Origin of the sequence: Agrobacterium sp. SUL3 (genome assembly GCF_001263295.1) — a bacterium.
Lineage (GTDB): Bacteria > Pseudomonadota > Alphaproteobacteria > Rhizobiales > Rhizobiaceae > Agrobacterium > Agrobacterium tomkonis.
This window is the reverse complement of the sequence record NZ_KQ414503.1, coordinates 233,208-254,350: the sequence shown is the minus strand read 5'-3', so window position 1 is coordinate 254,350 and position 21,143 is coordinate 233,208. Positions and strand designations below refer to the sequence as shown.

At 61.0% G+C, this 21,143-nt stretch carries 17 protein-coding genes; 6 read left to right on the top strand and 11 right to left on the bottom strand.

All coding sequences use genetic code 11. The annotated features are described in order from the left end of the window. Positions 1 to 189: 189 nt before the first annotated feature. Complete coding sequence (locus AKG12_RS13945) at positions 190 to 1,536, bottom strand: condensation domain-containing protein (RefSeq protein ID WP_052819256.1); 1,347 nt, start codon at positions 1,534 to 1,536, stop codon at positions 190 to 192. 53 nt (positions 1,537 to 1,589) lie between these two features. Continuing rightward, complete coding sequence (locus AKG12_RS13940) at positions 1,590 to 6,047, bottom strand: amino acid adenylation domain-containing protein (RefSeq protein WP_082178850.1); 4,458 nt, start codon at positions 6,045 to 6,047, stop codon at positions 1,590 to 1,592. 81 nt (positions 6,048 to 6,128) lie between these two features. Here AKG12_RS13940 and AKG12_RS13935 point away from each other — a divergent pair, with 81 nt between their 5' ends. The 6 genes from AKG12_RS13935 (at position 6,129) to AKG12_RS13910 (ending at position 13,480) form a co-directional block, all read left to right on the top strand. Next, positions 6,129 to 7,304, top strand: a complete 1,176-nt coding sequence (locus tag AKG12_RS13935) for an isochorismate synthase (protein ID WP_052819254.1) — start codon at positions 6,129 to 6,131, stop codon at positions 7,302 to 7,304. Between the two features lie 29 nt (positions 7,305 to 7,333). Then, positions 7,334 to 8,959: a (2,3-dihydroxybenzoyl)adenylate synthase gene (locus AKG12_RS13930; protein WP_052819253.1), complete on the top strand. Its 1,626-nt coding sequence runs from the start codon at positions 7,334 to 7,336 to the stop codon at positions 8,957 to 8,959. Positions 8,960 to 9,054: 95 nt separating this feature from the next. Beyond that, a complete protein-coding gene (locus AKG12_RS13925) occupies positions 9,055 to 9,924 on the top strand; it encodes an isochorismatase (protein ID WP_052819252.1) in 870 nt (289 codons plus the stop codon). A 13-nt stretch (positions 9,925 to 9,937) separates the two neighbouring features. Continuing rightward, entirely contained in the window at positions 9,938 to 10,693 is a 756-nt protein-coding gene (dhbA, locus tag AKG12_RS13920) for a 2,3-dihydro-2,3-dihydroxybenzoate dehydrogenase (protein ID WP_052819251.1), read from the top strand. Positions 10,694 to 10,719: 26 nt separating this feature from the next. Next, complete coding sequence (locus AKG12_RS13915) at positions 10,720 to 11,436, top strand: 4'-phosphopantetheinyl transferase family protein (protein ID WP_052819250.1); 717 nt, start codon at positions 10,720 to 10,722, stop codon at positions 11,434 to 11,436. Positions 11,437 to 11,566: 130 nt separating this feature from the next. Continuing rightward, positions 11,567 to 13,480, top strand: a complete 1,914-nt coding sequence (locus AKG12_RS13910; protein WP_052819249.1) for a PhoX family protein — start codon at positions 11,567 to 11,569, stop codon at positions 13,478 to 13,480. A gap of 105 nt (positions 13,481 to 13,585) precedes the next feature. On the opposite strand, the gene AKG12_RS13905 is transcribed toward AKG12_RS13910, so the two are convergent. From AKG12_RS13905 to AKG12_RS13865, 9 genes are all read right to left on the bottom strand, one after another. Then, positions 13,586 to 14,281, bottom strand: coding sequence for a cytochrome c3 family protein (locus tag AKG12_RS13905; RefSeq protein ID WP_269747854.1), 696 nt, complete (start codon positions 14,279 to 14,281; stop codon positions 13,586 to 13,588). A gap of 2 nt (positions 14,282 to 14,283) precedes the next feature. Continuing rightward, complete coding sequence (locus tag AKG12_RS13900; RefSeq protein WP_052819310.1) at positions 14,284 to 14,775, bottom strand: nitrate reductase cytochrome c-type subunit; 492 nt, start codon at positions 14,773 to 14,775, stop codon at positions 14,284 to 14,286. Further along, positions 14,745 to 17,249: a periplasmic nitrate reductase subunit alpha gene (napA, locus tag AKG12_RS13895; protein WP_052819248.1), complete on the bottom strand. Its 2,505-nt coding sequence runs from the start codon at positions 17,247 to 17,249 to the stop codon at positions 14,745 to 14,747. Before napA ends, AKG12_RS13900 begins: the two co-directional genes overlap by 31 nt. Next, positions 17,224 to 17,511 carry a chaperone NapD gene (locus tag AKG12_RS13890; RefSeq protein ID WP_052819247.1) on the bottom strand — a complete coding sequence of 96 codons (288 nt, stop codon included), beginning with the start codon at positions 17,509 to 17,511 and terminating at the stop codon, positions 17,224 to 17,226. The genes napA and AKG12_RS13890 overlap by 26 nt, the downstream gene beginning before the upstream one ends. Next, positions 17,504 to 18,004 (bottom strand): ferredoxin-type protein NapF, encoded by a 501-nt coding sequence (locus AKG12_RS13885; RefSeq protein WP_046800941.1) that lies wholly within the window; start codon positions 18,002 to 18,004, stop codon positions 17,504 to 17,506. The genes AKG12_RS13890 and AKG12_RS13885 overlap by 8 nt, the downstream gene beginning before the upstream one ends. Before the next feature lie 7 nt (positions 18,005 to 18,011). After that, positions 18,012 to 18,197 carry a periplasmic nitrate reductase, NapE protein gene (gene napE, locus AKG12_RS13880; protein ID WP_052819246.1) on the bottom strand — a complete coding sequence of 62 codons (186 nt, stop codon included), beginning with the start codon at positions 18,195 to 18,197 and terminating at the stop codon, positions 18,012 to 18,014. Between the two features lie 198 nt (positions 18,198 to 18,395). Further along, complete coding sequence (locus AKG12_RS13875) at positions 18,396 to 19,583, bottom strand: NnrS family protein (RefSeq protein ID WP_052819245.1); 1,188 nt, start codon at positions 19,581 to 19,583, stop codon at positions 18,396 to 18,398. Next, on the bottom strand, positions 19,580 to 20,332 hold the full coding sequence (locus AKG12_RS13870) for an ATP-binding cassette domain-containing protein (protein ID WP_052819244.1): 753 nt from the start codon (positions 20,330 to 20,332) through the stop codon (positions 19,580 to 19,582). The genes AKG12_RS13875 and AKG12_RS13870 overlap by 4 nt, the downstream gene beginning before the upstream one ends. Continuing rightward, positions 20,329 to 21,138, bottom strand: coding sequence for an ABC transporter permease (locus AKG12_RS13865; protein WP_052819243.1), 810 nt, complete (start codon positions 21,136 to 21,138; stop codon positions 20,329 to 20,331). The genes AKG12_RS13870 and AKG12_RS13865 overlap by 4 nt, the downstream gene beginning before the upstream one ends. Positions 21,139 to 21,143 lie beyond the last annotated feature (5 nt).

Here is a 21,143-nt window from a genome sequence, read left to right as displayed (position 1 = left end):
CAAGGAAAACCCGGCTTTGCGGCGCAGAGCCGGGTTCAGTTCGTAGACGAAGTCCTGAAAGCCCGTTTCCGTCATGCTCGGGCCTGTCCCGAGCATCTGCAACGCCTCGATTTTATTGGACGTGATTAGATCCTCGGCACAGGGCCGAGGATGACGTGGAGTATAGGGAAAGCGTTGTCGGCCGTCCCCTCAAACCACCAGACGGACGCTCGAGGACGCCTCTTCCGCCGCAAGCGTCAGCGTCTCCCCGTGCAATATGGCATCGAGGAACACTGGCAATTCCTCCCGGTAGCGGGCGAAATCCTCGGCCTCCGTCAGTGCAGAATCCGCATCGATATGCAGGTTCAGATCGCTGCCGTCATCCTCGCCGCGGAAGGTGAGATTGAAGCCGTCTCCCGGACCATTGGCGAGAATATGCCGCGAGACGCCGAGCCCGGTAAAGACCGGCGCGCTGAAGGGCAGCACATTGATGAGCGGCGAAAAGAAGAAGCGCCGGCCCTTCGATATTTCCCGGTCGGCAGCGATCTGCTCAATGCGGTAACGGCCATGCAGGCGCTGCCTGCGCAGATTGGCGGCATTGCGCGCCAGAAATGCGCTCACGGTTTCCTGCGGTTCGATCGTGAGATGGAAGGGCAAAATATTGACGAGCATGGCCGGCATATGCGCACCGACGCTGCCCCAACGGCTCATGAAAGGCAACCACAAGGTCAGCACGTCACGGTCCGGACGGGGTAAAACCCGGTGCAGATAAAGGCCGGACAGCAGCACCAGAAGGTCAGGCCAGCCGATTTCCAGACGGCCGGCTATCTGCTGTAGCCTCGTGCTGAAACCCTGCGGCAAGGCCGCATCGGCATGCAGGCCGCCGCCGCCATAATCCTCGCAATCCTTGTCCAGCACGGGCAGATCGGCGGATGCGACGAGATAGGCCTCCCAGAAGTCCCGATCCTTCTCGAAACGGCGGCTCTGCCTGTAGGCATCTTCTTCGGCAAGGAAACTGGCGAAGGGGTGGAAATCCGGTCCCGCTTCGCCCTTGCCGCAATAATATCCGTAAAGCTGGCCGCAGCGCTGCTCCACCAGCGTCAGCCCATAGCCATCAACGACGATGTGATGGGCGCGAATATACCAGAGGTAACGATCATCGGAGATGCGGAAGAGAAGCTGCGCGGAAAGCCTGTCGGTTCTGAGGTCCAGCTTCGCCTCCACATCGACGTTCATGCGTCGCAGCGCCTCTTCAAAGGGCGCCGGATCGGTGCGGAGATCGACAAGTTCAACCACCGGGGCATGGCCGGCATCGCAGCATTGCTGCGGCGTCTCGCCATCCTCACCGATACGAAAACGGATCGACAGAACCTCGGATTCGCGCACCGTGCGGGCGATCGCCTGAAGGAGCGCGCTTTCATTCACCGCACCGGAAAGATCGATGTAGTGGGCGACCGTGGAAACCGGCTCGTCGGGATGGAAGGAGAATTCCTCCCAGAAGTCGAGTTGCGGCTGGGTCAGCGGAAGCCAGCCGCCGGCAGGATCGATATGCGCCATCTGTTTTTCCTTGAACTATTCCTGTTGTCGGATGCTGCCCGAAATGCCTGGGTTCAGGCCGCTTCCGCAGCCAAAAGCGAAAGAACCTGCCTGGCATTGCGGCACCGCAGGAGCTGTTGTGGCGTCAGTTCCACACCGAAAACGGTGTGGATTTCCGCTGAGACGGTTTTCAGATGCGATGGCAGGAGACCGAGTGCGAGCAGATCGCTGCTCGCATCCACATTCCCCGGTTTTTTGCCCAGCACACCGAGATAGATATCCAGCACCCGGCGGTCGTCCTGATTGACGGCAGCAGCTGCCGGTGCGGAGATTTTTACCGGTTCCGCACCGCCGGCCACCGCCATCAGCAACTCGCGGGCGCGGCGGCGATCCGGCTTGCCATTGCCCGAAAGCGGCACGTCGTCAACCTTGAGAAACCGGCCGGGCACATGCGATTCCGGCAGATGGCTGCGGGCGAAATTGCGCAATTCAGCGGAGGACAGTTCGAGGCCGGCTACGGTAACATAGAGCACTCCAATGGCCGCCTCGCCCTTCTGCTCGACGCCATAATCCACCACCAGCACCCGCTGGATGGCAGGATGACGGATGAGTTCGTTTTCCACATCCGGCAGCGAGACGCGTACGCCCCGCACCTTGACGTAACCATTAACCCGGCTGGCAAACATGATCTTGCCTTCCGGCCGGTAACGGCCGCGATCTCCGGTGCGGAAGGCGCGTACCGCGTTTCCTTCCGGATCATCAACCGTGACGAAATCCGTCTGGGTGATGGCCCCGTCCTCCAGATAACCGATCGCCACATTCACGCCCACCGTATGGATGCGGCCAACGACACCGGGAGGGCAATGCTGGCCCCGATCATTGAGGATAAAATAACGATTGGCCGGCAGGGGATGGCCATAGGGGATGGCCGAGACATCCTCCGCAACGATCTCGTGCCAGATGCTCCATATCGTCGTTTCGGTTGGGCCGCCGAGCGATATCAGCCGCAGATCGGGCTGCAGCCGGCGCAGTTCCTCGATGATCATGGGTTTGATGTAATCGCCGCCCTGCGCCACGAGCCGGAGCGAAGCAAGCTGGTCGCCACGGCGGCACGACAGAAGCATTTCGAGGATGGCCGGCACCGAGCACCAGAGCGTCACACCGTGTTCGGCCACCAGTTCGTTCCAGCGGACCGCATCCTTTTCCTCGCCCGGTTCCGGCAGCACCAGCGTCGCACCCGCAGCCAGCGCGCCGAAAACATCGAAGACCGACATATCATGGTGCAGCGGCGTGACCGAAATAAACACGTCTTTTTCCGTCACCGCCCATTCAGCAAGCGTGCTGCCGATGACATTGGCGGTGGCGCGGTTGGAAAGCACGACGCATTTCGGCTTGCCGGTGGTACCTGACGTGTAGAGATAATAAGCCGGCTCTTCGCTGTGAGACAGCGCCGCCATCTCCGCCGTAGCAACGGGCGTTCCGACCGGTGCGGGCGTGGCGAGCAGCACCGCCGGATCGACAGCTTCAAAGCCCTGCGGAACATTGCGGGCGACGATGATGGCCGGGCGGCAATTTGTCAGCAGATAGTGCAGACGGTCTTCCGGCGAGCTGGCATCAACAGGCACCCAGATGGCGCCTGTCAGTGCTGCGGCGAGTGTGATGGCCGTATGTTCAGGGCTGCGTGGCAGGCACACCGCCACGACATCTCCTCGGCCGATATTTCGGGCCTTGAGGCCTGCCATTGCCCCAGCCACCATCTCACCGAGTTCACCGTAAGCGATACGCCTTTTGCCGCTGACGAGCGCGGTGCGCGAAGGATCACCCTCGAAAAGATGCGCGGCGATCCGTTCCAGAAAAGGTGGGCAGACGAAGCTCCGCTCGTCGCTATTCAGCCGATAATGGGACAGGTCGACAATATCGCGCGCTTTGAAAGCGTAAGCGCCGTTATCCGTGATCGCGGCAATCGTGCGCTCGATGGCAGCGAGAATATTCCCGACCATCGCGGCATCGATCGCCTCTTCGGCATAGTCGATATCGAGGACGAGATCACCCTGCGGGTTTTGTGAAAAGCGGAAATCCAGTGCCACCTGCGGCGTCTGTGTGAGACCGTCCGTCCAGCGCATGGTCGATTCGGGCGATAGCGTCGGCCAACTCAGGCCATTGGTGATGACCACCGGCAAGGCAAGCCCGCCCGCATTGGCGTTGAGAAGCACACGATTGAGATCGATGCCGGAAAAAACAAGGTGGTTCAGCCCTTCCAGCACATCCGTCTGCAGGCCTGCCGCCCGCTCGGCAAAATTGCCCTTGGCTCCATCCCATTTGACCGCGATGAAGCTTGAGCGATTGGCAAAAGCTCCTTCCACCTGCGGCGCAACGGGAATGCCGACAACAAGCGCGCCCTCGTTCAGCCATAGCGACAGCACATCGAGGATCACCGCTGTCAGTGCCGAGTTCTTGAACAGCCGCTCCTTTGCGCCGATGCGTGAAAAGGCGGCGAAGCGCTGCTTTTCCACCATCAGGCTTTGGCGGCTGTAGCGCGAAACGGAAATGGTTTCGAGCGCTGCCTTCCATGGCAGTTGCGAGGGCACCTCGGCATCTTTCAGCTTGTCAGCCCAATAGGCGGCGTCCTCGGCGCGAGCCGCCGCAATATCCACCTGCGGCGTGGCGACAGCACCAGCGGTCTCCAAGGGCAGAACGCCGTCGAAAAGTTCCGCCGCCAGGCTGGCGATAGCCCGCCCGTCGAGGATGAGCGCATCAAAACGCAGGAAAGCCGCGACACGGTCAGCCGTTGCCTCACCCACCGGCAGGCGGAAGACCGTGACCTGCCAGGGAGAGGCGGCAAGATCGAAATGCGCATGGGAAAAGTCACGGCGCACGGCGTTCATCCGCGCTTCCGCATCGACAGGAGACAGGGCGGAAAGATCAACAATATCAAGGTTGATATTCGGCTCGTCGCTGACGACCTGCACCAGACGCCGCTCGTCGATGCGGGTGCGCAGGCTCTCATGTCGCTCCACCATTGCGGCGAGACGTGACTGAAGCAGGGCCGGGTTGATGCTGCCGCGATATTCGCGAAACTCCTGCATTGCCACGCCGCTGAGCGGCAGATGGGTGCCACGACCAAGAAGATAGGCCTGTTGCAGGGGCGAAAGCGGACGTTCCATCAGTTTTCCTTTTGTCTCGGCTGTGGCTTTCGGCACCTGTGCGCCGAATAGCTGCGCATTCGCGGAAACGAGATCGGGGCTGGCGGCCAGTTGGCGAAGAAAGGCAGTGTAGGTTTCGAACAGGGCGCGCAGCCAGCGTTCCGGCAAGGCGTCCAGCCGCACATCCCAGTTGATCAGCAATCCGCCATCGAGCGCCGCGACCTGCGCATCCAGTGCGACCCCCGGCCCCTGCGAGACGGTGTGGACCATCTGACCGAATACCCGCCCAACCCTCTCCGAAAACAGCTCTCCTCCCGCCAGATCGACACCGGCGGTAAAGACGACTGGCGAGTTCTGCAAACCACCGCGCAGACGGGATAGGTCACGCATGACGCTGACGCCCGGATAGGATTGATGGGCAAGACGGTCGTTCATCCCGTTGAACAGCCGTCGGAGCAGCGCTTCGAGGCTTTCATCCGGCCTGATATCGATGCCGAGCACCAGCACATTGGAAAATTCGCCGACGATGCCATCGACCCCTTCCACCAGCGGCGTGCGCCAGAAAGCCGGGACGGAGAGCCTGAACTTTTGTGCCTGTGTCGCCTGCGACAGCGCCACGGCGAAAATACCGAGCAACAGGGCCGATGTCGTCACCGAGCAACGCCGCGCCGCCTGTTCCAGACTGCCTCGTTCGGCCGCTGAAAGCATGGTGGCAAAGCGATCCGTGTGAACGACACGCGTAGCGTCATTGGGAAAAAATGGCAGCGGCGGCGCATCAGGAATATCCGCAATATGTTGCCGCCACCACGACCGGTCCCTTTCACGCAGGGTCCTCTGGTGCGGATCGGAGGCAAGCTGCTTCGCCCAGTCGAAAAAGGATGGCGTCACCTCTCCCGATAGCGTGGCTTCGTCTTTTCCTTCACCCTCTTCGTAAAGCCGGGCAAGGTCCTCCATCACGATCCGGACGCTGGCCGGATCGATCGCCAGCATGTCGGTGTCCACATGCAGCCGGCTGCGTCCCTGCGGTAACAGGCTGAGCGAGATCGCGGCGGGTGAGTCATTGCGCAGATCGGTTTGTCGATGGCTCCAATCCCGCCGTTTTGCCTCGAGCCGGTGCACAAGCGCCTCCGAATCGAGCGCGGTCAGATCCTCTACATCAAGGCGGAGCGGCCTGCCGGCAGGATCGACGGATTGACGCCCTTCCGCATCGATCCTGAGGCTCAGCGTGGGGTGACGCCGGCAAAGCCTTTCGACCGCAACAGCCAGTCTTTCCACGTCAAACGCCCGCCCCTCGAACTCAAGATAGAGATGGGGCGTAACTTTTCCGAGTATCCCATCCGCCTCGCGTCCGACCCAATAGGCCACCTGCATCGGGGTTAAATTTAGCATGTGAGTTTGCACCGATTGACAAAACATGATTATCATAATCAAGTATATGCCATCGTCAACCACTCGAACAGGAGGCATCCCATGAAAACGGGAGCACTCAGGACGAATGACGTCGAATCCGACGAAATTACTGATTTTAATAGAGAATTTTTATTCACCTCCGGCACGGGGCAATTGCGGGCCGAAGGGATTCGCGAAAGGATAACCCTTCCAGCCCGCGGTGGCGAAGACATGGAAAGCCCTTTGCAGCAGGCGATTAAAGGCGCTTTTGAACGGGCACGCCGGGCCGGACAGGACAATCCGATCGCCATCGGCGCAATCCCCTTCGATGTCAGCGAACCATCATGCCTTTACATCCCCAACAACTATGAGTGGAGTCCGCGCGACGCGGTTCCGGTTGCCACTGATTCGGCCATGCCGGCGCTTGTCGGCCAGAACAGCCTGCCGGACGAGGCTGGTTTCAAACATGCCGTCGAGCATGCCATTCTCAATTTCCGCCATTCCGAAGTGCGCAAGGCGGTGCTTTCCGTCATGCGTGAACTGACCTTCGTCTCCGAGGTCAATGTCGAGAGATTGCTGGCCAGCCTCGCCAAGCAGAATCGCGAGGGTTACCAGTTCCGTATTCCGCTTCCGGATGGCGGCGACCTGATCGGCGTCAGCCCGGAACTGCTTATCCGCAAGCAGGGTGAGAAGATCATCTCGAACCCCTTGGCCGGATCGGCAAAACGCATGACCGACCCGGTGGCGGACAAGGCCAATGCGGACCGGCTTTCGGCATCGGAAAAAGACCATTATGAGCATAGCCTGGTGATCGAGGATATCCGCTCGCTACTTTCGCCATGCTGCGCGGAACTCGACGTTCCGGAAAAACCCTCCCTCATCAATACGGCCGCGCTCTGGCATCTTTCGACGCGCATCGAAGGCCGCCTCGCCGATCCCGAGACCAACGCGCTGCAACTGGCGTGCCTGCTGCACCCGACACCGGCCGTTTGCGGTTTCCCGACCGAGCGCGCCCATCGCCTCATCCGTTTCGTCGAACCCTTCGAGCGTGGCCTGTTCACCGGCATGGTGGGCTGGACGGATGCCCAAGGTAACGGCGAATGGGTAGTGACAATCCGCTGCGGCACCGTGCAGCGCCAGACCGTGCGGCTTTTCGCCGGCGCCGGCATCGTGGAGGCCTCGGAACCCGAATCCGAATGGGCCGAGGTGCAGACCAAGCTCAAAACCATGCTGAATGCCTGCGGTCTCTCCGCCTGAGCACGACCGAACTTTCCCGGGGACAAACCATGACAATCGAATTTTCACGCTGGCCCGACGATCTGGCGCGCCGATACCGCGAGCGCGGCTATTGGATCGACAGGCCATTGAGCCGCATCCTCGCCGAACAGGTGCAACACCGGCCGGATGCAACGGCGCTGATCTGCGGTGATCGCCGCTTCACCTATGCCGAACTCGACCGGCAATCCTCCAATCTCGCAGGCCATCTTGCGGCCGCAGGCATCGGCAAGGGCGATACCGCGCTGGTGCAATTGCCTAATATCGCCGAGTTTTATCTCGTCTTTTTTGCATTGATCAAAATCGGCGTTGCACCCGTCAACGCGCTCTTCAGCCACCGTCGGCTGGAAATGACCTCCTATGCAGAACAGATCGCGCCAAAACTGGTGATTGCCTCTCGCAGCCATGAGCTTTTTGCCAATGACGCGTTCCTGGACGGGCTTAAGGCTTCCTCTCCACATCTTTCCCTGACCCTGTTGCTGGGCGCGACGAAACCGCAGCGCAGCCTTGAACGGATGCTTGCCGCGCCTGCGGAAAATCCGCCCGCCTACGCCCCTTCGGCGGCGGACGAGGTGGCTCTGTTCCAGCTCTCCGGCGGCAGCACCGGAACGCCGAAACTGATCCCCCGGACGCATAACGACTATGATTACAGCGCACGGGCCAGCGCGGAGATTTGCGAACTCTCGCCGCAGACCCGTTTTCTTTGCGCCATTCCGGTGGCGCATAATTACCCGATGAGTTCACCCGGTGCGCTCGGTGTCTTTCACGCCGGAGGCACTGTGGTCATGGCCGCCAATCCGGAGCCGCTCGCCTGCTTCGATCTCATCGAAAAACACGGCATCGACATGGTGCCACTGGTACCGCCGGCCGTGGCGTTGTGGTTGCAGGCAGCCCCCGCACATCGCCAAAGGCTGAAATCCCTCAAGCTCCTGCAGGTCGGTGGCGCAAGTTTCGCCGAAGCGCTCGCCCGCCAGGTGCCGGAGGTGCTGGGCTGCGACCTGCAGCAGGTGTTTGGCATGGCGGAAGGCCTGGTGAACTACACCCGCTTCGGTGACCCCGACCATATCGTCTTCACCACACAAGGCAGGCCAATCAGCCCGGACGACGAAATCCGCATCGTCGATGAGGATGGCAATGATGTGCCCGAGGGCGAGGCCGGCATGCTGGCGACCCGTGGCCCCTATACGTTCCGGGGCTATTATCGCGCGCCCGAACACAGTGCCCGTGTCTTCGACAAGGATGGCTTCTATTATTCCGGCGACGTCGTGCAGCGCACGCCCGAAGGCTATCTGCGGGTCGTTGGCCGGGTGAAGGACCAGATCAACCGCGGCGGCGAAAAGGTTGCTTCGGAGGAGGTGGAAAACCTGATCCTGCGGCATCCTGACGTGACGCATGCCGCACTGGTGGCGATGCAGGACGAACTTCTCGGTGAGAAAAGCTGCGTCTTCGTCGTCTCCCGCAATCCCGCGCTGAAAGCGCCGGCCATCCGCCAGCATCTCGCCGGTCTCGGCGTCGCGGATTACAAGCTGCCGGACCGGGTGCGTTTCATCGACGCGATGCCGCTCACCGCCGTCGGCAAGATCGACAAGAAGCGCCTGCGCGATTTGTTGACAACCCCCGTCGCCATCAGCGCCTGACAGGTAACGCCAATCGAAGGGACGCTCTAAAGGGCGTCCCAAACTCCAAAGATTACGCGCCGCCCGAGCCGGCGCAGCACAAAACCGAGGTCATCATGACAATCCCCACCATTTCCGACTATCCGATGCCGGTTGCCGCCAGCTTTCCGGCCAACAAGACAAAATGGCAGCCCGACGCCAAGCGCGCCGTGCTGCTCATTCACGACATGCAGCGTTATTTCCTGCGTTTCTACGAGGCCGACGGCAAGCTGATGACGGCCCTCATCGACAATCTCGCCAAGGTGAAGGCATGGGCAGTGCAGAACGGCGTACCGGTCATCTATACCGCCCAGCCGCATAACCAGCCGCCGGGCGACCGGGCACTGCTGAACGACATGTGGGGACCGGGTCTTACCGTCGTTGATCCGGAATTGCAGAAGGTGGTGGACAAGCTGGCGCCAACGCCTGACGACGTGGTGCTGACCAAGTGGCGCTACAGCGCCTTCCAGCGTTCCGATCTTGCTGAGCGGATGAAAGGCTGGGGCCGCGACCAGATCATCGTCGGCGGTGTTTACGCCCATATCGGCTGCATGATGACGGCGGTGGAAGCCTTCATGAAGGATATTCAACCCTTCATGATCGGTGACGGCGTCGCCGATTTTTCCGAAGCCGAACACCGCATGGCGCTGCAATATGTGGCGACGCGTTGCGGCGTGGTGATCGACACCGCAAGCCTGACCGGTACCGAGCAGGCCACCGGCACCCGCGAATGGCTGAAAGCCCGCGTCCTGCAGATGGTTGAGGATGAAAGTGACATCGACCCCGACGAGAACCTCATCTTCTACGGGCTGGATTCCCTGCAGGTGATGAAGCTTGCCGGCGAGTTGAAGGAACGCGGCGTCACCGTCGGCTTCGATGAGCTAGCGCGTGTACCGACACTTTCCGCCTGGTGGACACTGATCGACGAAAAGCGGCTCGCAGCCTGAGCGGACGGACAAGATGACGCAACAGAGATTTACCGGGCGGCGTGTGCTGGTGACAGGCACGGCCCAGGGCATTGGCCGCCGCATCGCCGAACGTTTCATCGAGGAAGGGGCCGAAGTCATCGGCCTCGACCTTCTGGCCGGCACAGCGGAAGCACCCTTCCGCCAGATTGCGCTCGATATCACCGACGCTGCGGCGGTGGAGAGAGTATGCAAGGCAATCGAAAGCGAATGGGGCGGTCTTGATATCCTCGTCAACGCCGCAGGCATTTTGCGTCTTGGCGACAGCGAAAGCCTGACGCCGGAAGACTGGAAAGCCTGCATGGATGTCAATGCCGCAGGGCCGTTCTATCTGCTGCGGCAATGGAGCGGCGTCTTCAAACGGCAGCGGCGTGGCGCGATCGTCAATGTCGGCTCCAACGCCGCCGTGGTGCCGCGCATCGGCATGATGGCCTATTGCGCCTCCAAGGCGGCGCTGGTCAGCCTCAGCCATTGCGCCGCCCTTGAGCTTGCGCCCTATGGCGTGCGCTGCAACGTTGTCTCGCCCGGCTCCACCGATACGCCGATGCTGGCTGGTATGTTGAGCGATCCCACAGGCAAGGAACGGCTCATCGCCGGCCTGCCGGAGCAGTTCAAGCTCGGCATTCCGCTTGGCAAGATTGCAAGACCGGATGATATAGCCGACACGGTGCTGTTTCTCGCCTCCGATCAGGCTGGCCACGTGACGATGCAGCAGATCGTGGTCGACGGCGGCGCAACGCTCGCAGCCTGATCCGGCCGGCCGAACGAGGGACAGATATGGCGATCGTGCCGGCATTGCATCGCGAGACTGTTTCCGGCGACCCACCGGAATCCGTCTGGCCATGGCCGGATGACAGCAGCGATTGCCATTGCCTCACCCTTCGTTACAACCCCCACCACGAAACCGGTGCCAACATCACCCCTGCCCTGCCCGCGCAGCTGCTGCGGGCAGTGCCGAAACGCAAGACGGAGTTTTTGGCGGGACGCAAATGTGCGGCGGAAGCCATACGCCGCCTTACCGGCCACGCATTTTTTCCCGGAATGGGAGAGGACCGAGCGCCTATGTGGCCCGAAGGCGTAGTCGGCGCGATTTCTCATAGCAGTGATCGGGCAATTGCCCTTGCCGGCTCCGGCAGCAGGTTTCTCGGCATCGGCATCGATATCGAGAAATGCCTGACCGAAGAGGAAGCCCGCGACATCGCTTCGCAGGCCTTGACGACGCATGAGCTTCACAGCCTCGGCAACATTGTCGACCCGTTCATGACCGGGCTTATCTTTTCGGCCAAGGAGAGCCTGTTCAAGGCGCTTTATCCGACGGTAAAGCGGCTTTTCTTTTTCGAGGCGGCCGAATTATCCGCTTACGATGCGGATGGCTCAGGGTCGCTTCGCCTGACCGCCGACCTGAGCGGCGATTGGCTTGAGGGAACGGAGATCTCCTTCCGCTTTGGCCATTTCGAAGGCCTCCTGCTCACCCGTATCCTCCTCCCGCAATGAGGGAAAAAGTACAGATTCTGTTCTCAAAAACTCATATTTGAAGCCACTCCTCCCGTCATCCGTGTGAAATACTCAAACGGTACGCAGCTTGTTGGAATGATTCCAAACATGCAAACGGTGGAGACACGACATGACCGACATCGATACGAGCAAGCTGTCCTGGGACGAATGGGACGAACTGCAAAACCCGCCGCCGGCCGAAACCGATTTCGATCGCGTGGTCGAAACCGCGATTTCCCGCCGCGGTTTCCTCGGCGGTGTGCTGGCCTTCGGCTCGGCCGCAGCTGCCATGGGCACGCTCGGCAACCTGATGGCAAGCACTTCGGCCGAAGCGCAGGAAGCAGCCGCCGGCCGCTTCCCCTTCAAGCCGGTGGCCGCCGCAACCGACCACACCATCCATGTGCCGGAAGGTTATAGCTGGAAGCCGGTTGCCAAATGGGGTCAGCCGCTGTTCTCCAACGTTCCCGATCTCGACCCCGCCAAGGGCGTCAGCGTTGAGAATTCCGACAAGGTCTTCGGTGAAAACACCGACGGCATGGAACTCTTCATGGTGGGCGCCCATCAGCTGATCGCCGTCAACCATGAATACGTAAACCCGGAAATCAACCTGCCGCACACTGACAAGGGCAACCCGAAGACGGCCGACGACGTGAAGATCCTGCAGAACATGCAGGGCGTCACCGTCATGGAAGTCGCGGAAGGCAACGAGGGCTGGGAAATCGTTCTCGACAGCCCCTTCAACCGCCGTATCCATCACAACACGCCGATGAAGCTTTCCGGCCCGGCCGCAGGCTCCGACCTCGTCAAGACCGCCGCCGATCCTGATGGTATCGACTGTCTCGGGACCTTCAACAATTGCGGCGCCGGCCGCACGCCCTGGGGCACCTACCTCACCTGCGAAGAAAACTTCAACGGCTATTTCGGCACCGCTGATGCCGCCTTCAAGCTGCCGGATGATTACAAGCGTTACGGCATCGTCGCCGAGACGCGTTATGCCTATGAGAAGTTCGACGCACGTTTCGACGTCGCCAAGAACCCGAACGAGCCGCGCCGCGCCGGCTACGTGGTTGAGATCGACCCTTCGGACGCCTCCTCCACCCCGATCAAGCGCACTGCGCTTGGCCGCATCAAGCACGAAAACGCCGCCGTGGTGATTGCCCGCGACGGCCGCGTCGTCGTTTACATGGGTGACGACGAGCGTGGCGAATTCCTCTACAAATTCGTCTCCAACGGCATTTACGTGCCGGGCGGCGACACCTCGAAGCTGCTCGACGAAGGCACGCTTTACGTCGCCAAGTTCGCCGATGACGGCGCCGGAGAGTGGCTGGCCCTGACGCCTGAAACCACCGGCATGAAGATCGATGAAATCTGCGTCTTCACCCGTCAGGCCGCTTCCAAGGTGGGCGCAACGACGATGGATCGCCCGGAGTGGGTCGCCATCAACCCGGTCGCCATCGAAGCCTATTGCGCGCTGACCAACAACAGCCGCCGCGGCGAAATGAAGGACGGCAAGCTGCGCGCCAATGCCGGCGGCGACGCCATGGCGATCAACGCCGCCAACCCGCGCGAAAAGAACGAATACGGCCAGATCGTGCGCTGGTATCCGGAAAATGACGACCATGCCGACGGCAAGTTCAAGTGGGACCTGTTCTGCATGGCCGGCAACCCTTCCGTTCACAAGGACGCATTTGCGGGTTCTTCGAACATCAACGAAGGCAACATGTTCAACTCACCCGACGGCATGATGTTCGATAGCACCGGCCTGCTCTGGATCCAGACCGACGGCGAGGACAGCAATGAAGGCAACTTCGCCGGCCAGGGCAACAACCAGATGCTGGCGGGCGACCCGGCCACCGGCCGTATCGAGCGCTTCCTGACAGCACCGAAGGGTTCCGAAGTCACGGGCCAGACATGGTCCGGCGACAAGCGCACCCACTTCGTCGGCATCCAGCACCCCGACGCGCCCTTCCCGGACGGCGAAGGCAAGTTGCCACGCTCGGCCGTCATCGCCATCAAGCGTGACGACAACGCGCAGATCGGCTGACGCAGAGGCACAAGAGAACCGGATCGCGGCAAAACGACGATCCGGTTCCATCATTGAAAACGCCGTGCGCCCAAAGAACACACGGCGTTTATTCCATCAAGAAAATCAGAAAACGTTCCGGTGCACATCGCTCATGGCGCGGCGCAGGTCATCGACTGCGGACGCCGTCTGTCCCGGTTCATCGTTGAGCGCTGGCGGCATTTTCCAGCCGGGATCGATGCCTTCCATATTCGGCAATTCATGGGCGATACCCTTGTGGCAATCGATGCAGGTGGCCTTGCCCGTCAGCAGATATTTGGAATGAATGTCTGCGGCACGCTGCGTCTGCTTGGTAAAGTCCATGGCGGCGGAGGAATGACAGTTGCGGCATTCGAGGCTGTCATTGGCCTTCAGGCGCGACCATTCGTGCTGGGCAAGCTCCAGCCGCTTGTCGAGGAACTTCTTGCGCGTATCGATAGTGCCGAAAATCTTGCCCCAGACCTCCTTGGAAGCCTGCATCTTGCGGGCGATCTTGTCCGTCCACTCATGCGGCACATGGCAATCCGGGCAAGAAGCGCGCACGCCGGAGCGGTTGGAGAAATGCACTGTCCGCGTCAGTTCCTCATAAACATTCGCGCGCATCTCGTGGCAGGAAATGCAGAAGGCTTCCTTGTTGGTCATTTCGAGAGCGGTGTTGAAAGCGCCCCAGAACATCACCCCGCCGACGAAGCCGCCAAGCGTGAGAAAGGCAAGACTGAGCGTACCGGCCGGGGTGGTCAGAACCGCCCATAACCAGGCGAGAAGTTTTTTCACACGGGCGATCATCATTCGCTACCCGCCGGTTTGACGCCCATCTCGCTCATGTCCTGAAAGGTGTTGGGCACGAGCGGCCGCGTATCGGCCTGCGGCACATGGCAGGCGGTGCAGAAATAACGGCGCGGTGAAACATCCGCCAGCATCTGGCCTTCCCGCGTCATGTAATGGGTGACGCTGATCATCGGCGCGCCGGAATCCTGCGTGAATTCGCGCTTGTGACAGGACAGACAGCGATTGGCATTAACCGAGAGCTGGTAGCCGTCGATCGAATGCGGAATGACAGGCGGCTGTTCGGGATAGGCGCGCATGCGCCTGAAATCGTCGATCACCCATTTCGGCAGGGGTTTGGCGGGTTCGGTGCGCATGGCATCGCCGCGCGGGCCGGACAATTCCGGCACCATCTGCGCAACGGCCCCCGTCGCCAGCGCCACGACCAGAAGAGTGGCGGCGATCCATCCGTGTTTCCTGATCATGCGACTGGCTCTATCTTGACTGCGCATTTCTTGAAATCCGTCTGCTTGGAGATGGGATCGGTTGCGTCGAGCGTGACCTTGTTGATGAGCTGGCTGGCGTCGAACCAGGGAACGAAGATGACGCCGGGCGGCATGCGGTTGCGGCCGCGCGTTTCCACCCGCGAACGGATTTCCCCGCGACGCGAGACGATGCGGATTTCAGCGCCCTGATTGAGCCCTCGCTTGCGCGCATCGGCGGCATTCATGAAACAACGGGCGCCGGGAAAGGCCTTGTAGAGTTCCGGCACACGCATGGTCATGGAGCCGGAATGCCAATGCTCCAGCACGCGGCCCGTCACCAGCCAGGTATCGAATTCTTCATCCGGGGATTCCGCCGGCGGCTCGTAAGGCACGGCGATGATGACCGCCTTGCCATCCTTGTTGCCATAGAATTTCACGCCTTCGCCCGGCTTGACGTAGGGGTCGTAACCCTCGCGGTAACGCCACAGCGTTTCCTTGCCGTCCACCACCGGCCAGCGCATGCCGCGCACCTCGTGATAGGCATCGTAAGGCGCCAGATCGTGGCCGTGACCACGCCCGAAGGCGGCATATTCCTCGAACAGACCCTTTTGCAGGTAGAAGCCAAAATCCGTGGATTCCTGGTTCTTATAATCCGCATTGATTTCGCTCAACGGGAATTTGCCGACATCGCAGTCCTTGTAGAGAACCTCAAACAGCGTCTTGCCGCGATAGTCCGGATTGGCGTCCAGCAGTTCCACCGGCCACACCTCGTCGGTGGTGAAGCGCTTGGAGAATTCCACCAGCTGCCAGAGGTCGGAACGCGCCTCACCCGACGCCTCGACAAGCTGGTGCCAGACATGGGTGCGCCGCTCGGCATTGCCGTAGGCCCCTTCCTTCTCCACCCACATGGCGGCGGGCAGAATAAGGTCGGCGCTCATGGCGGTGATGGTCGGATAGGCATCCGAGACCACGATGAAGTTTTCGGGATTGCGATAACCGAGGTAGGTCTCGTTCTTGGTGTTGGGGCCGGCCTGAACGTTGTTGTTGACCTGTACCCAGTAGAAATTCAGCTTGCCGTCATGCAGCATGCGGTCCTGCTGCACGGCATGGTAGCCCGGCTTTTCCGGGATGACGCCGTGCGGTATGCGCCAGATTTCTTCGGCATGTTTGCGGTGTTCCGGGTTTGTCACCGTCATGTCGGCTGGCAGGCGGTGGGCGAAGGTTCCCACCTCACGCGCCGTACCGCAGGCCGATGGCTGGCCGGTGAGCGAGAACGGGCTGTTGCCCGGCTCGGAGATCTTTCCGGTCAGAAGATGGATGTTGTAGACCATCTGGTTGGCCCAGACGCCACGGACATGCTGGTTGAACCCCATGGTCCACAGCGACATGACCTTGCGTTTCGGGTCGGCATAAAGCTCGGCCAGTTCCTCCAGGAAACCAGCTTCCACCCCGGTCATGGCGGCGGTCTTTTCCAGCGTGTATTCGGAGACGAATTCCTTGAAGGTCTCGAAATCGATCGCTTCCGTCTTGGTCGGATCGGCGGAATTGGCGGCATTCACCTCAACCGGATTATCAGGCCGCAGGCCATAACCGATATCGGTGACGCCGCGCACGAATTTCGTGTGGTTCCTCACGAAGTCTTCGTTGACGCGGCCGGTCTTGATAATGTGGTTGGCGATATAATTGAGGATGACGAGGTCCGTACCCGGCTTGAATATGATCGGAACATCGGCCAGATCCATGCTGCGATGGGTAAAGGTCGAAAGCACCGCCACCTTCACGTGGTCAAAGCCGAGCCGCCGGTCGGCGATGCGCGTCCACAGGATCGGATGCATCTCCGCCATGTTCGAACCCCAGAGCACGAAAGCATCGGCATGTTCGAAATCATCGTAACAACCCATCGGCTCGTCCATGCCGAAGGTGCGCATGAAAGCATAGGCTGCCGACGCCATGCAGTGGCGGGCATTAGGATCAAGATTGTTGGAACGGAAACCGGCGCGCATCAGCTTGGTCGCGGCGTAGCCCTCAAAGATCGTCCACTGGCCCGAGCCGAACATGCCGACGGCGGTCGGCCCCTTTTCTTTCAGCACCCGCTTGCACTGCGCGGCCATCACATCGAAGGCCTCGTCCCAGCTCACCGGCTCGAACTCGCCATCCTTGGCGTAGACGCCGTTTCTCTTGCGCAGAAGCGGGGTCTGCAGGCGGTCCTTGCCGTACATGATCTTGGACAGGAAATAGCCCTTGATGCAGTTGAGGCCACGATTGACCTCCGCCTGCATGTCACCATGGGTGGCGACAACCTTGCCTTCCTTGACGCCAACCATGACGCCGCAGCCCGTGCCGCAGAAACGACAGGGCGCTTTGGACCATTTGATCTGCAATGCGGAAACACCGCCCGGCACCGGCTGGGCGGCGGCCGGCAGCGCAATGCCCGCCGTTGCCGCCGCAATGCCGGCGGCATGGGCCTTCAATAGATCACGCCGCGTCAGTTCGCTGCTCATCGCCGCCTGTCTCCTCTGTGTCGACGTGTTCGAAAACCATGTTGGCGGCAATCACACCGTCGAGTGTCGAAATATAAGTGAGCGTATCGCCCAGCATGCCGGTGCTCGTGCCGTCTATGACGATGACGATCTTGCCATTGCCCTCGCCATGAACCTCGACATTGTCGAGCGTTAAAAGCGTTGCGAACACGGCGTCCCGCATCTGCGGCATCACCGCCACGACAGCGCTTGAGACATGATACCGGCCTGTATTTTCAGGCATATTGCATCTCCGTGGCTGTTTCCTTGATCTTGATCACACCCGTCGGACAGACGGACACGCAGGCCCCGCAGCCGGTGCAGGCATCCTCGACAAGCTCGGGCACGAAGGGGCCGCCGCGGCGGGGACGAAACCGAATGGCTTCGGTCGGGCACGCATCGCGACAGGCCTGGCAATCAACATTGCCGAAGGCGAGACACGCATCGCCAATTGCCATGACATGATCGAAGCGCTGCGCCGCAGGGGCGGTAAAAACCGGTTCGGGACAGGCTTTTGCGCATTTGCCGCAAAAGGTGCATTCCCCGGCCGAGAAATCGACCGAAGGTAAGCCACCCGACATGGTGATGATGCCGGTGGGACAGGCTTCAACACATTTTGCGCAACCGCTGCAGGCGGCGAGGTCGCTCAACGCGACCCCGGGGGGACAGATACGTGTTTCCCGTTTTTGTCCGCCGCGCAGAAAGTCACGCCGGCTGAGAGAGACTTCCATCGTCATTTCACCCTCAATGACCGGGTGGTCCCGGCGGCCCGTAAATGATCTGGAACATCCAGACGATGAAGCCATAGGCTCCGACAAATCCGACCGCCAGCACAGGCCAGATCCCAAAGGCCAGGACGACGAAGGTAATAAGCTCCTTCGTCCGGCTCGGCTTTCCATCTGCATGTAGAGGCGCGACTATTTTGGGCATATTCGCGTTTCCCTGTTCTGTTCGAGTTATCATCGGCCAAAAGGCGGAAATATTCAACCACTTGATTTTATTGATTATTTATTAGAAATAACATTCATCAATAGGGTCGACCTAAGTCACTGATTTCATGTTGCGCTTTTGCCGAAAAAATAATCAGGCCACACGAAAGCGTCGAAGGCGAGAGGAACACGTTGCGCCTCAGCCACAAGCTCCCGCTGCATCAACCCCGGGCGCACGCATGAAGGGCAGGAAGCCCTGAAGCCAGACGCCGAAACTTGTCGCCCACAGGATAGCACTGAGGCCGTGATGATAGGGTGACAGGAATGCTGCGAAATCGAATTCCGGCATGATGCGGATCAGCCCGGCCGCCACCATCAAGGCGGCGGCCATATGCGCCTGCCACGGCAGATATGTCAGGTTGCGTCCGGTATGTCGTAGCCCGGCGATGATGAACACCGCCATGATGGCGCAGCCAAGCGCGCCCACCGACAACAGGTGCAGGCCAGCGGCGGGCGTGACGGAAAAACCGAGCCGCACCACCCCGAGCGCCAGAAAACCCGCACCGGCAAAGGCATTGCCGAGACCGAGCAGCAGAACCTCGGTCTTGAAGGCGGCACGCCCGATGAACCATTCGGCCAGCCGGTCAAAAAACGCCGCACCGGCCGCAAGCGCCAGCCAGGCGCAGACATCGCTTTCCGGAAAGAAGAGTTTCGCCACCATGTATAGCGTCACCATGGCGCCCGCCATGTGCTGGCGGCCAGGATGTGGCCGGTAAGGCGTGGTCTCGCCGTTCGGATCGAGCGCCAGATTGATGACGACCACATTGATGCGCGCAGCCGACAGCGAAAACAGCACGGTGAAGATGCACAGCGCCGCCTCCAGACAGCGGGCTGCGAGTTCCAGATCACTGACCCACCAGGCATAGCGCACGCCCGTCTCCATTACCGCAAACAGAATGAGCCAGACGAGGAACGCCAGATGTTTCGTCGTTCGCCGCACCAGCATCGCCTTGCCGGTGAGGACGGAGAGCGCGAGCAGAAAGGCCAGATCGAAAAAGCCTGCGAGCAGGCTCCACGCATCGGCCCCCACAAAACCGATGAGCCGGCCCGGCAGCCACAGGCCAGCAAGACAAAGCAGCGTGCGACCCGCTGCCGCTTTCGTATCGGTCCATTCAGGCACTGCCGAACCGAGAAAACCGGCGAGCGCCATGCCATAGGTGCCGAAAATCATTTCATGGGCATGCCATTGCGAGGGCGAAACGGCATCGGAGAAAGGCAGGGCGTAGCCGCCGATCGCGACCCACAAAAACGGCCAGACCGCGCCATGCAGGGCGGCCAAAGGGAAAAACAGCCGAAGGGCTTCGGAGAGGATCGGCGGTTGTCTCATCGCATCCGCTCCTTTGCCGAAAACAATTCGGCGAAAGCCGGGCTTTCGGACAGAAATTCCACCTCGTCGAAAACCGCGCGCGCCATGCGCCGCCCCGGCGAACCGGCCGGAGTGTGGACCGCAATGACATCGCCATCGACACCAGAGAGCACGATCAGCCTGTCGGCCACCAACAGCGCTTCATGAAGATCGTGGGTGACGAGAAGCGTGGAGAAACCACGCGTGCGCGCGGCGGCGACCAGAAGCTCCTGCAAATGCCGGCGCAGGCCGACATCCACGGCGCTGAAGGGTTCGTCCAGAAACAGCATATCCGGCTCCACGGCGAGCGCCCGCGCCACCCCGGCACGCTGGCGCATGCCGCCGGAAAGCTCGACCGGATATTTTTGAAAATCCGTCTCCTCCAGACCGACTTCCAGGGCAAACTGCCCAGCGGTCTCCCGCCGTCGCCGTTTCGGCATGCCCGCCGCAGCGAGACCATAGGCGATATTGTCGATCAACGTCATCCACGGCAGCAACCGCGGCTCCTGAAACACCAGACCCTGCCGGCGGTAATTGCGCCGCACACGACCGCGAACGGGGTCGATGATACCCGCCGCGATCTGCAAAATCGTCGTCTTGCCGCTGCCGGAGGGGCCGAGCAACGCCACGGTTTCCCCCGGCGCGATGCGGAGATCGAAATTCTCGAACAGGCTGCGGCCGAGAAAGGCGTGGCCGACCTGTTCGAAACTCAAGGCGCAATGGCCGCTCATCGTTTGACACCCCATGGCAGTCCGGCGGCACGCCAGCGTTCCAGCGCTTCGCGCAGCAGATGCAGCAGGCCGTAATCGGTGATGAGCGCCAGCACGACGGTAATGGTGAGCCAGGCGCTCACCTGCGCGATATCGAACAGCGCCCGTGCGGTGGCCAGTTCACCGCCGATGCCGCCGGAATTCGACAGAAGCTCGGCCATGACGGTCACTTTCCAGGCGCTTCCGGCCGTGGTCGTCCAGGCCGGAAAAAGATAGGAAAGCACATGCGGCATGGTGACGGTGCGCAGACGGTAAAACCACGGAGCACCAAAGGCCTGCGCCATCACCTCCAGCTGACGGTCCCGCTTGGCCACACCCTCCAGCGCACCTGCGAAGGAAACGGGAGCCGAGGCGATGACAACGGTCATGATGGCCGTGCCACCGGATGAGCCGAACCAGATGAGCGCCAGCACGATCCAGCCGATGGGCGGCACGCCGAGCAGGACAGTGACAACGGGCTTCATCAGCCGCATGGCCGCGAAGGAATAGCCCGCCGCCACACCCGCCATCGTTCCGATGCCGGCGGCGATGGCAAAACCGGTCAATGCCCTGATTGCACTCTGCGACAGGATGGCGAAGAAATCCGGCCGCGCCGCCAGCCCCCCGATTGCCGCGAAAGTCTCACCCGGCGAGGGCAGGATGAATGAGCCGTAAATCTCATGCCCGGCCTGCCAGGCGGCGAGAAAACAGAAAATGCCGGAAAGCCCGGCCCAGCCCGCCCAGAGATAGCGACCGGTCCAGCCGAGACTTTCAAGAATGCGGTTCATGCCTG

What these genes read in the sequence shown, in the direction of transcription:
- AKG12_RS13885 (WP_046800941.1), bottom strand. Translation starts at nt 18,004, where the DNA reads ATGACGATGGAAGTCTCTCTCAGCCGGCGTGACTTTCTGCGCGGCGGA.
- AKG12_RS13945 (WP_052819256.1), bottom strand. Translation starts at nt 1,536, where the DNA reads ATGGCGCATATCGATCCTGCCGGCGGCTGGCTTCCGCTGACCCAGCCG.
- AKG12_RS13900 (WP_052819310.1), bottom strand. Translation starts at nt 14,775, where the DNA reads ATGCGCAGTCAAGATAGAGCCAGTCGCATGATCAGGAAACACGGATGG.
- dhbA (WP_052819251.1), top strand. Translation starts at nt 9,938, where the DNA reads ATGACGCAACAGAGATTTACCGGGCGGCGTGTGCTGGTGACAGGCACG.
- AKG12_RS13915 (WP_052819250.1), top strand. Translation starts at nt 10,720, where the DNA reads ATGGCGATCGTGCCGGCATTGCATCGCGAGACTGTTTCCGGCGACCCA.
- AKG12_RS13940 (WP_082178850.1), bottom strand. Translation starts at nt 6,047, where the DNA reads ATGCTAAATTTAACCCCGATGCAGGTGGCCTATTGGGTCGGACGCGAG.
- AKG12_RS13870 (WP_052819244.1), bottom strand. Translation starts at nt 20,332, where the DNA reads ATGAGCGGCCATTGCGCCTTGAGTTTCGAACAGGTCGGCCACGCCTTT.
- AKG12_RS13925 (WP_052819252.1), top strand. Translation starts at nt 9,055, where the DNA reads ATGACAATCCCCACCATTTCCGACTATCCGATGCCGGTTGCCGCCAGC.
- AKG12_RS13875 (WP_052819245.1), bottom strand. Translation starts at nt 19,583, where the DNA reads ATGAGACAACCGCCGATCCTCTCCGAAGCCCTTCGGCTGTTTTTCCCT.
- AKG12_RS13910 (WP_052819249.1), top strand. Translation starts at nt 11,567, where the DNA reads ATGACCGACATCGATACGAGCAAGCTGTCCTGGGACGAATGGGACGAA.
- AKG12_RS13930 (WP_052819253.1), top strand. Translation starts at nt 7,334, where the DNA reads ATGACAATCGAATTTTCACGCTGGCCCGACGATCTGGCGCGCCGATAC.
- AKG12_RS13865 (WP_052819243.1), bottom strand. Translation starts at nt 21,138, where the DNA reads ATGAACCGCATTCTTGAAAGTCTCGGCTGGACCGGTCGCTATCTCTGG.
- AKG12_RS13890 (WP_052819247.1), bottom strand. Translation starts at nt 17,511, where the DNA reads ATGCCTGAAAATACAGGCCGGTATCATGTCTCAAGCGCTGTCGTGGCG.
- napA (WP_052819248.1), bottom strand. Translation starts at nt 17,249, where the DNA reads ATGAGCAGCGAACTGACGCGGCGTGATCTATTGAAGGCCCATGCCGCC.
- napE (WP_052819246.1), bottom strand. Translation starts at nt 18,197, where the DNA reads ATGCCCAAAATAGTCGCGCCTCTACATGCAGATGGAAAGCCGAGCCGG.
- AKG12_RS13935 (WP_052819254.1), top strand. Translation starts at nt 6,129, where the DNA reads ATGAAAACGGGAGCACTCAGGACGAATGACGTCGAATCCGACGAAATT.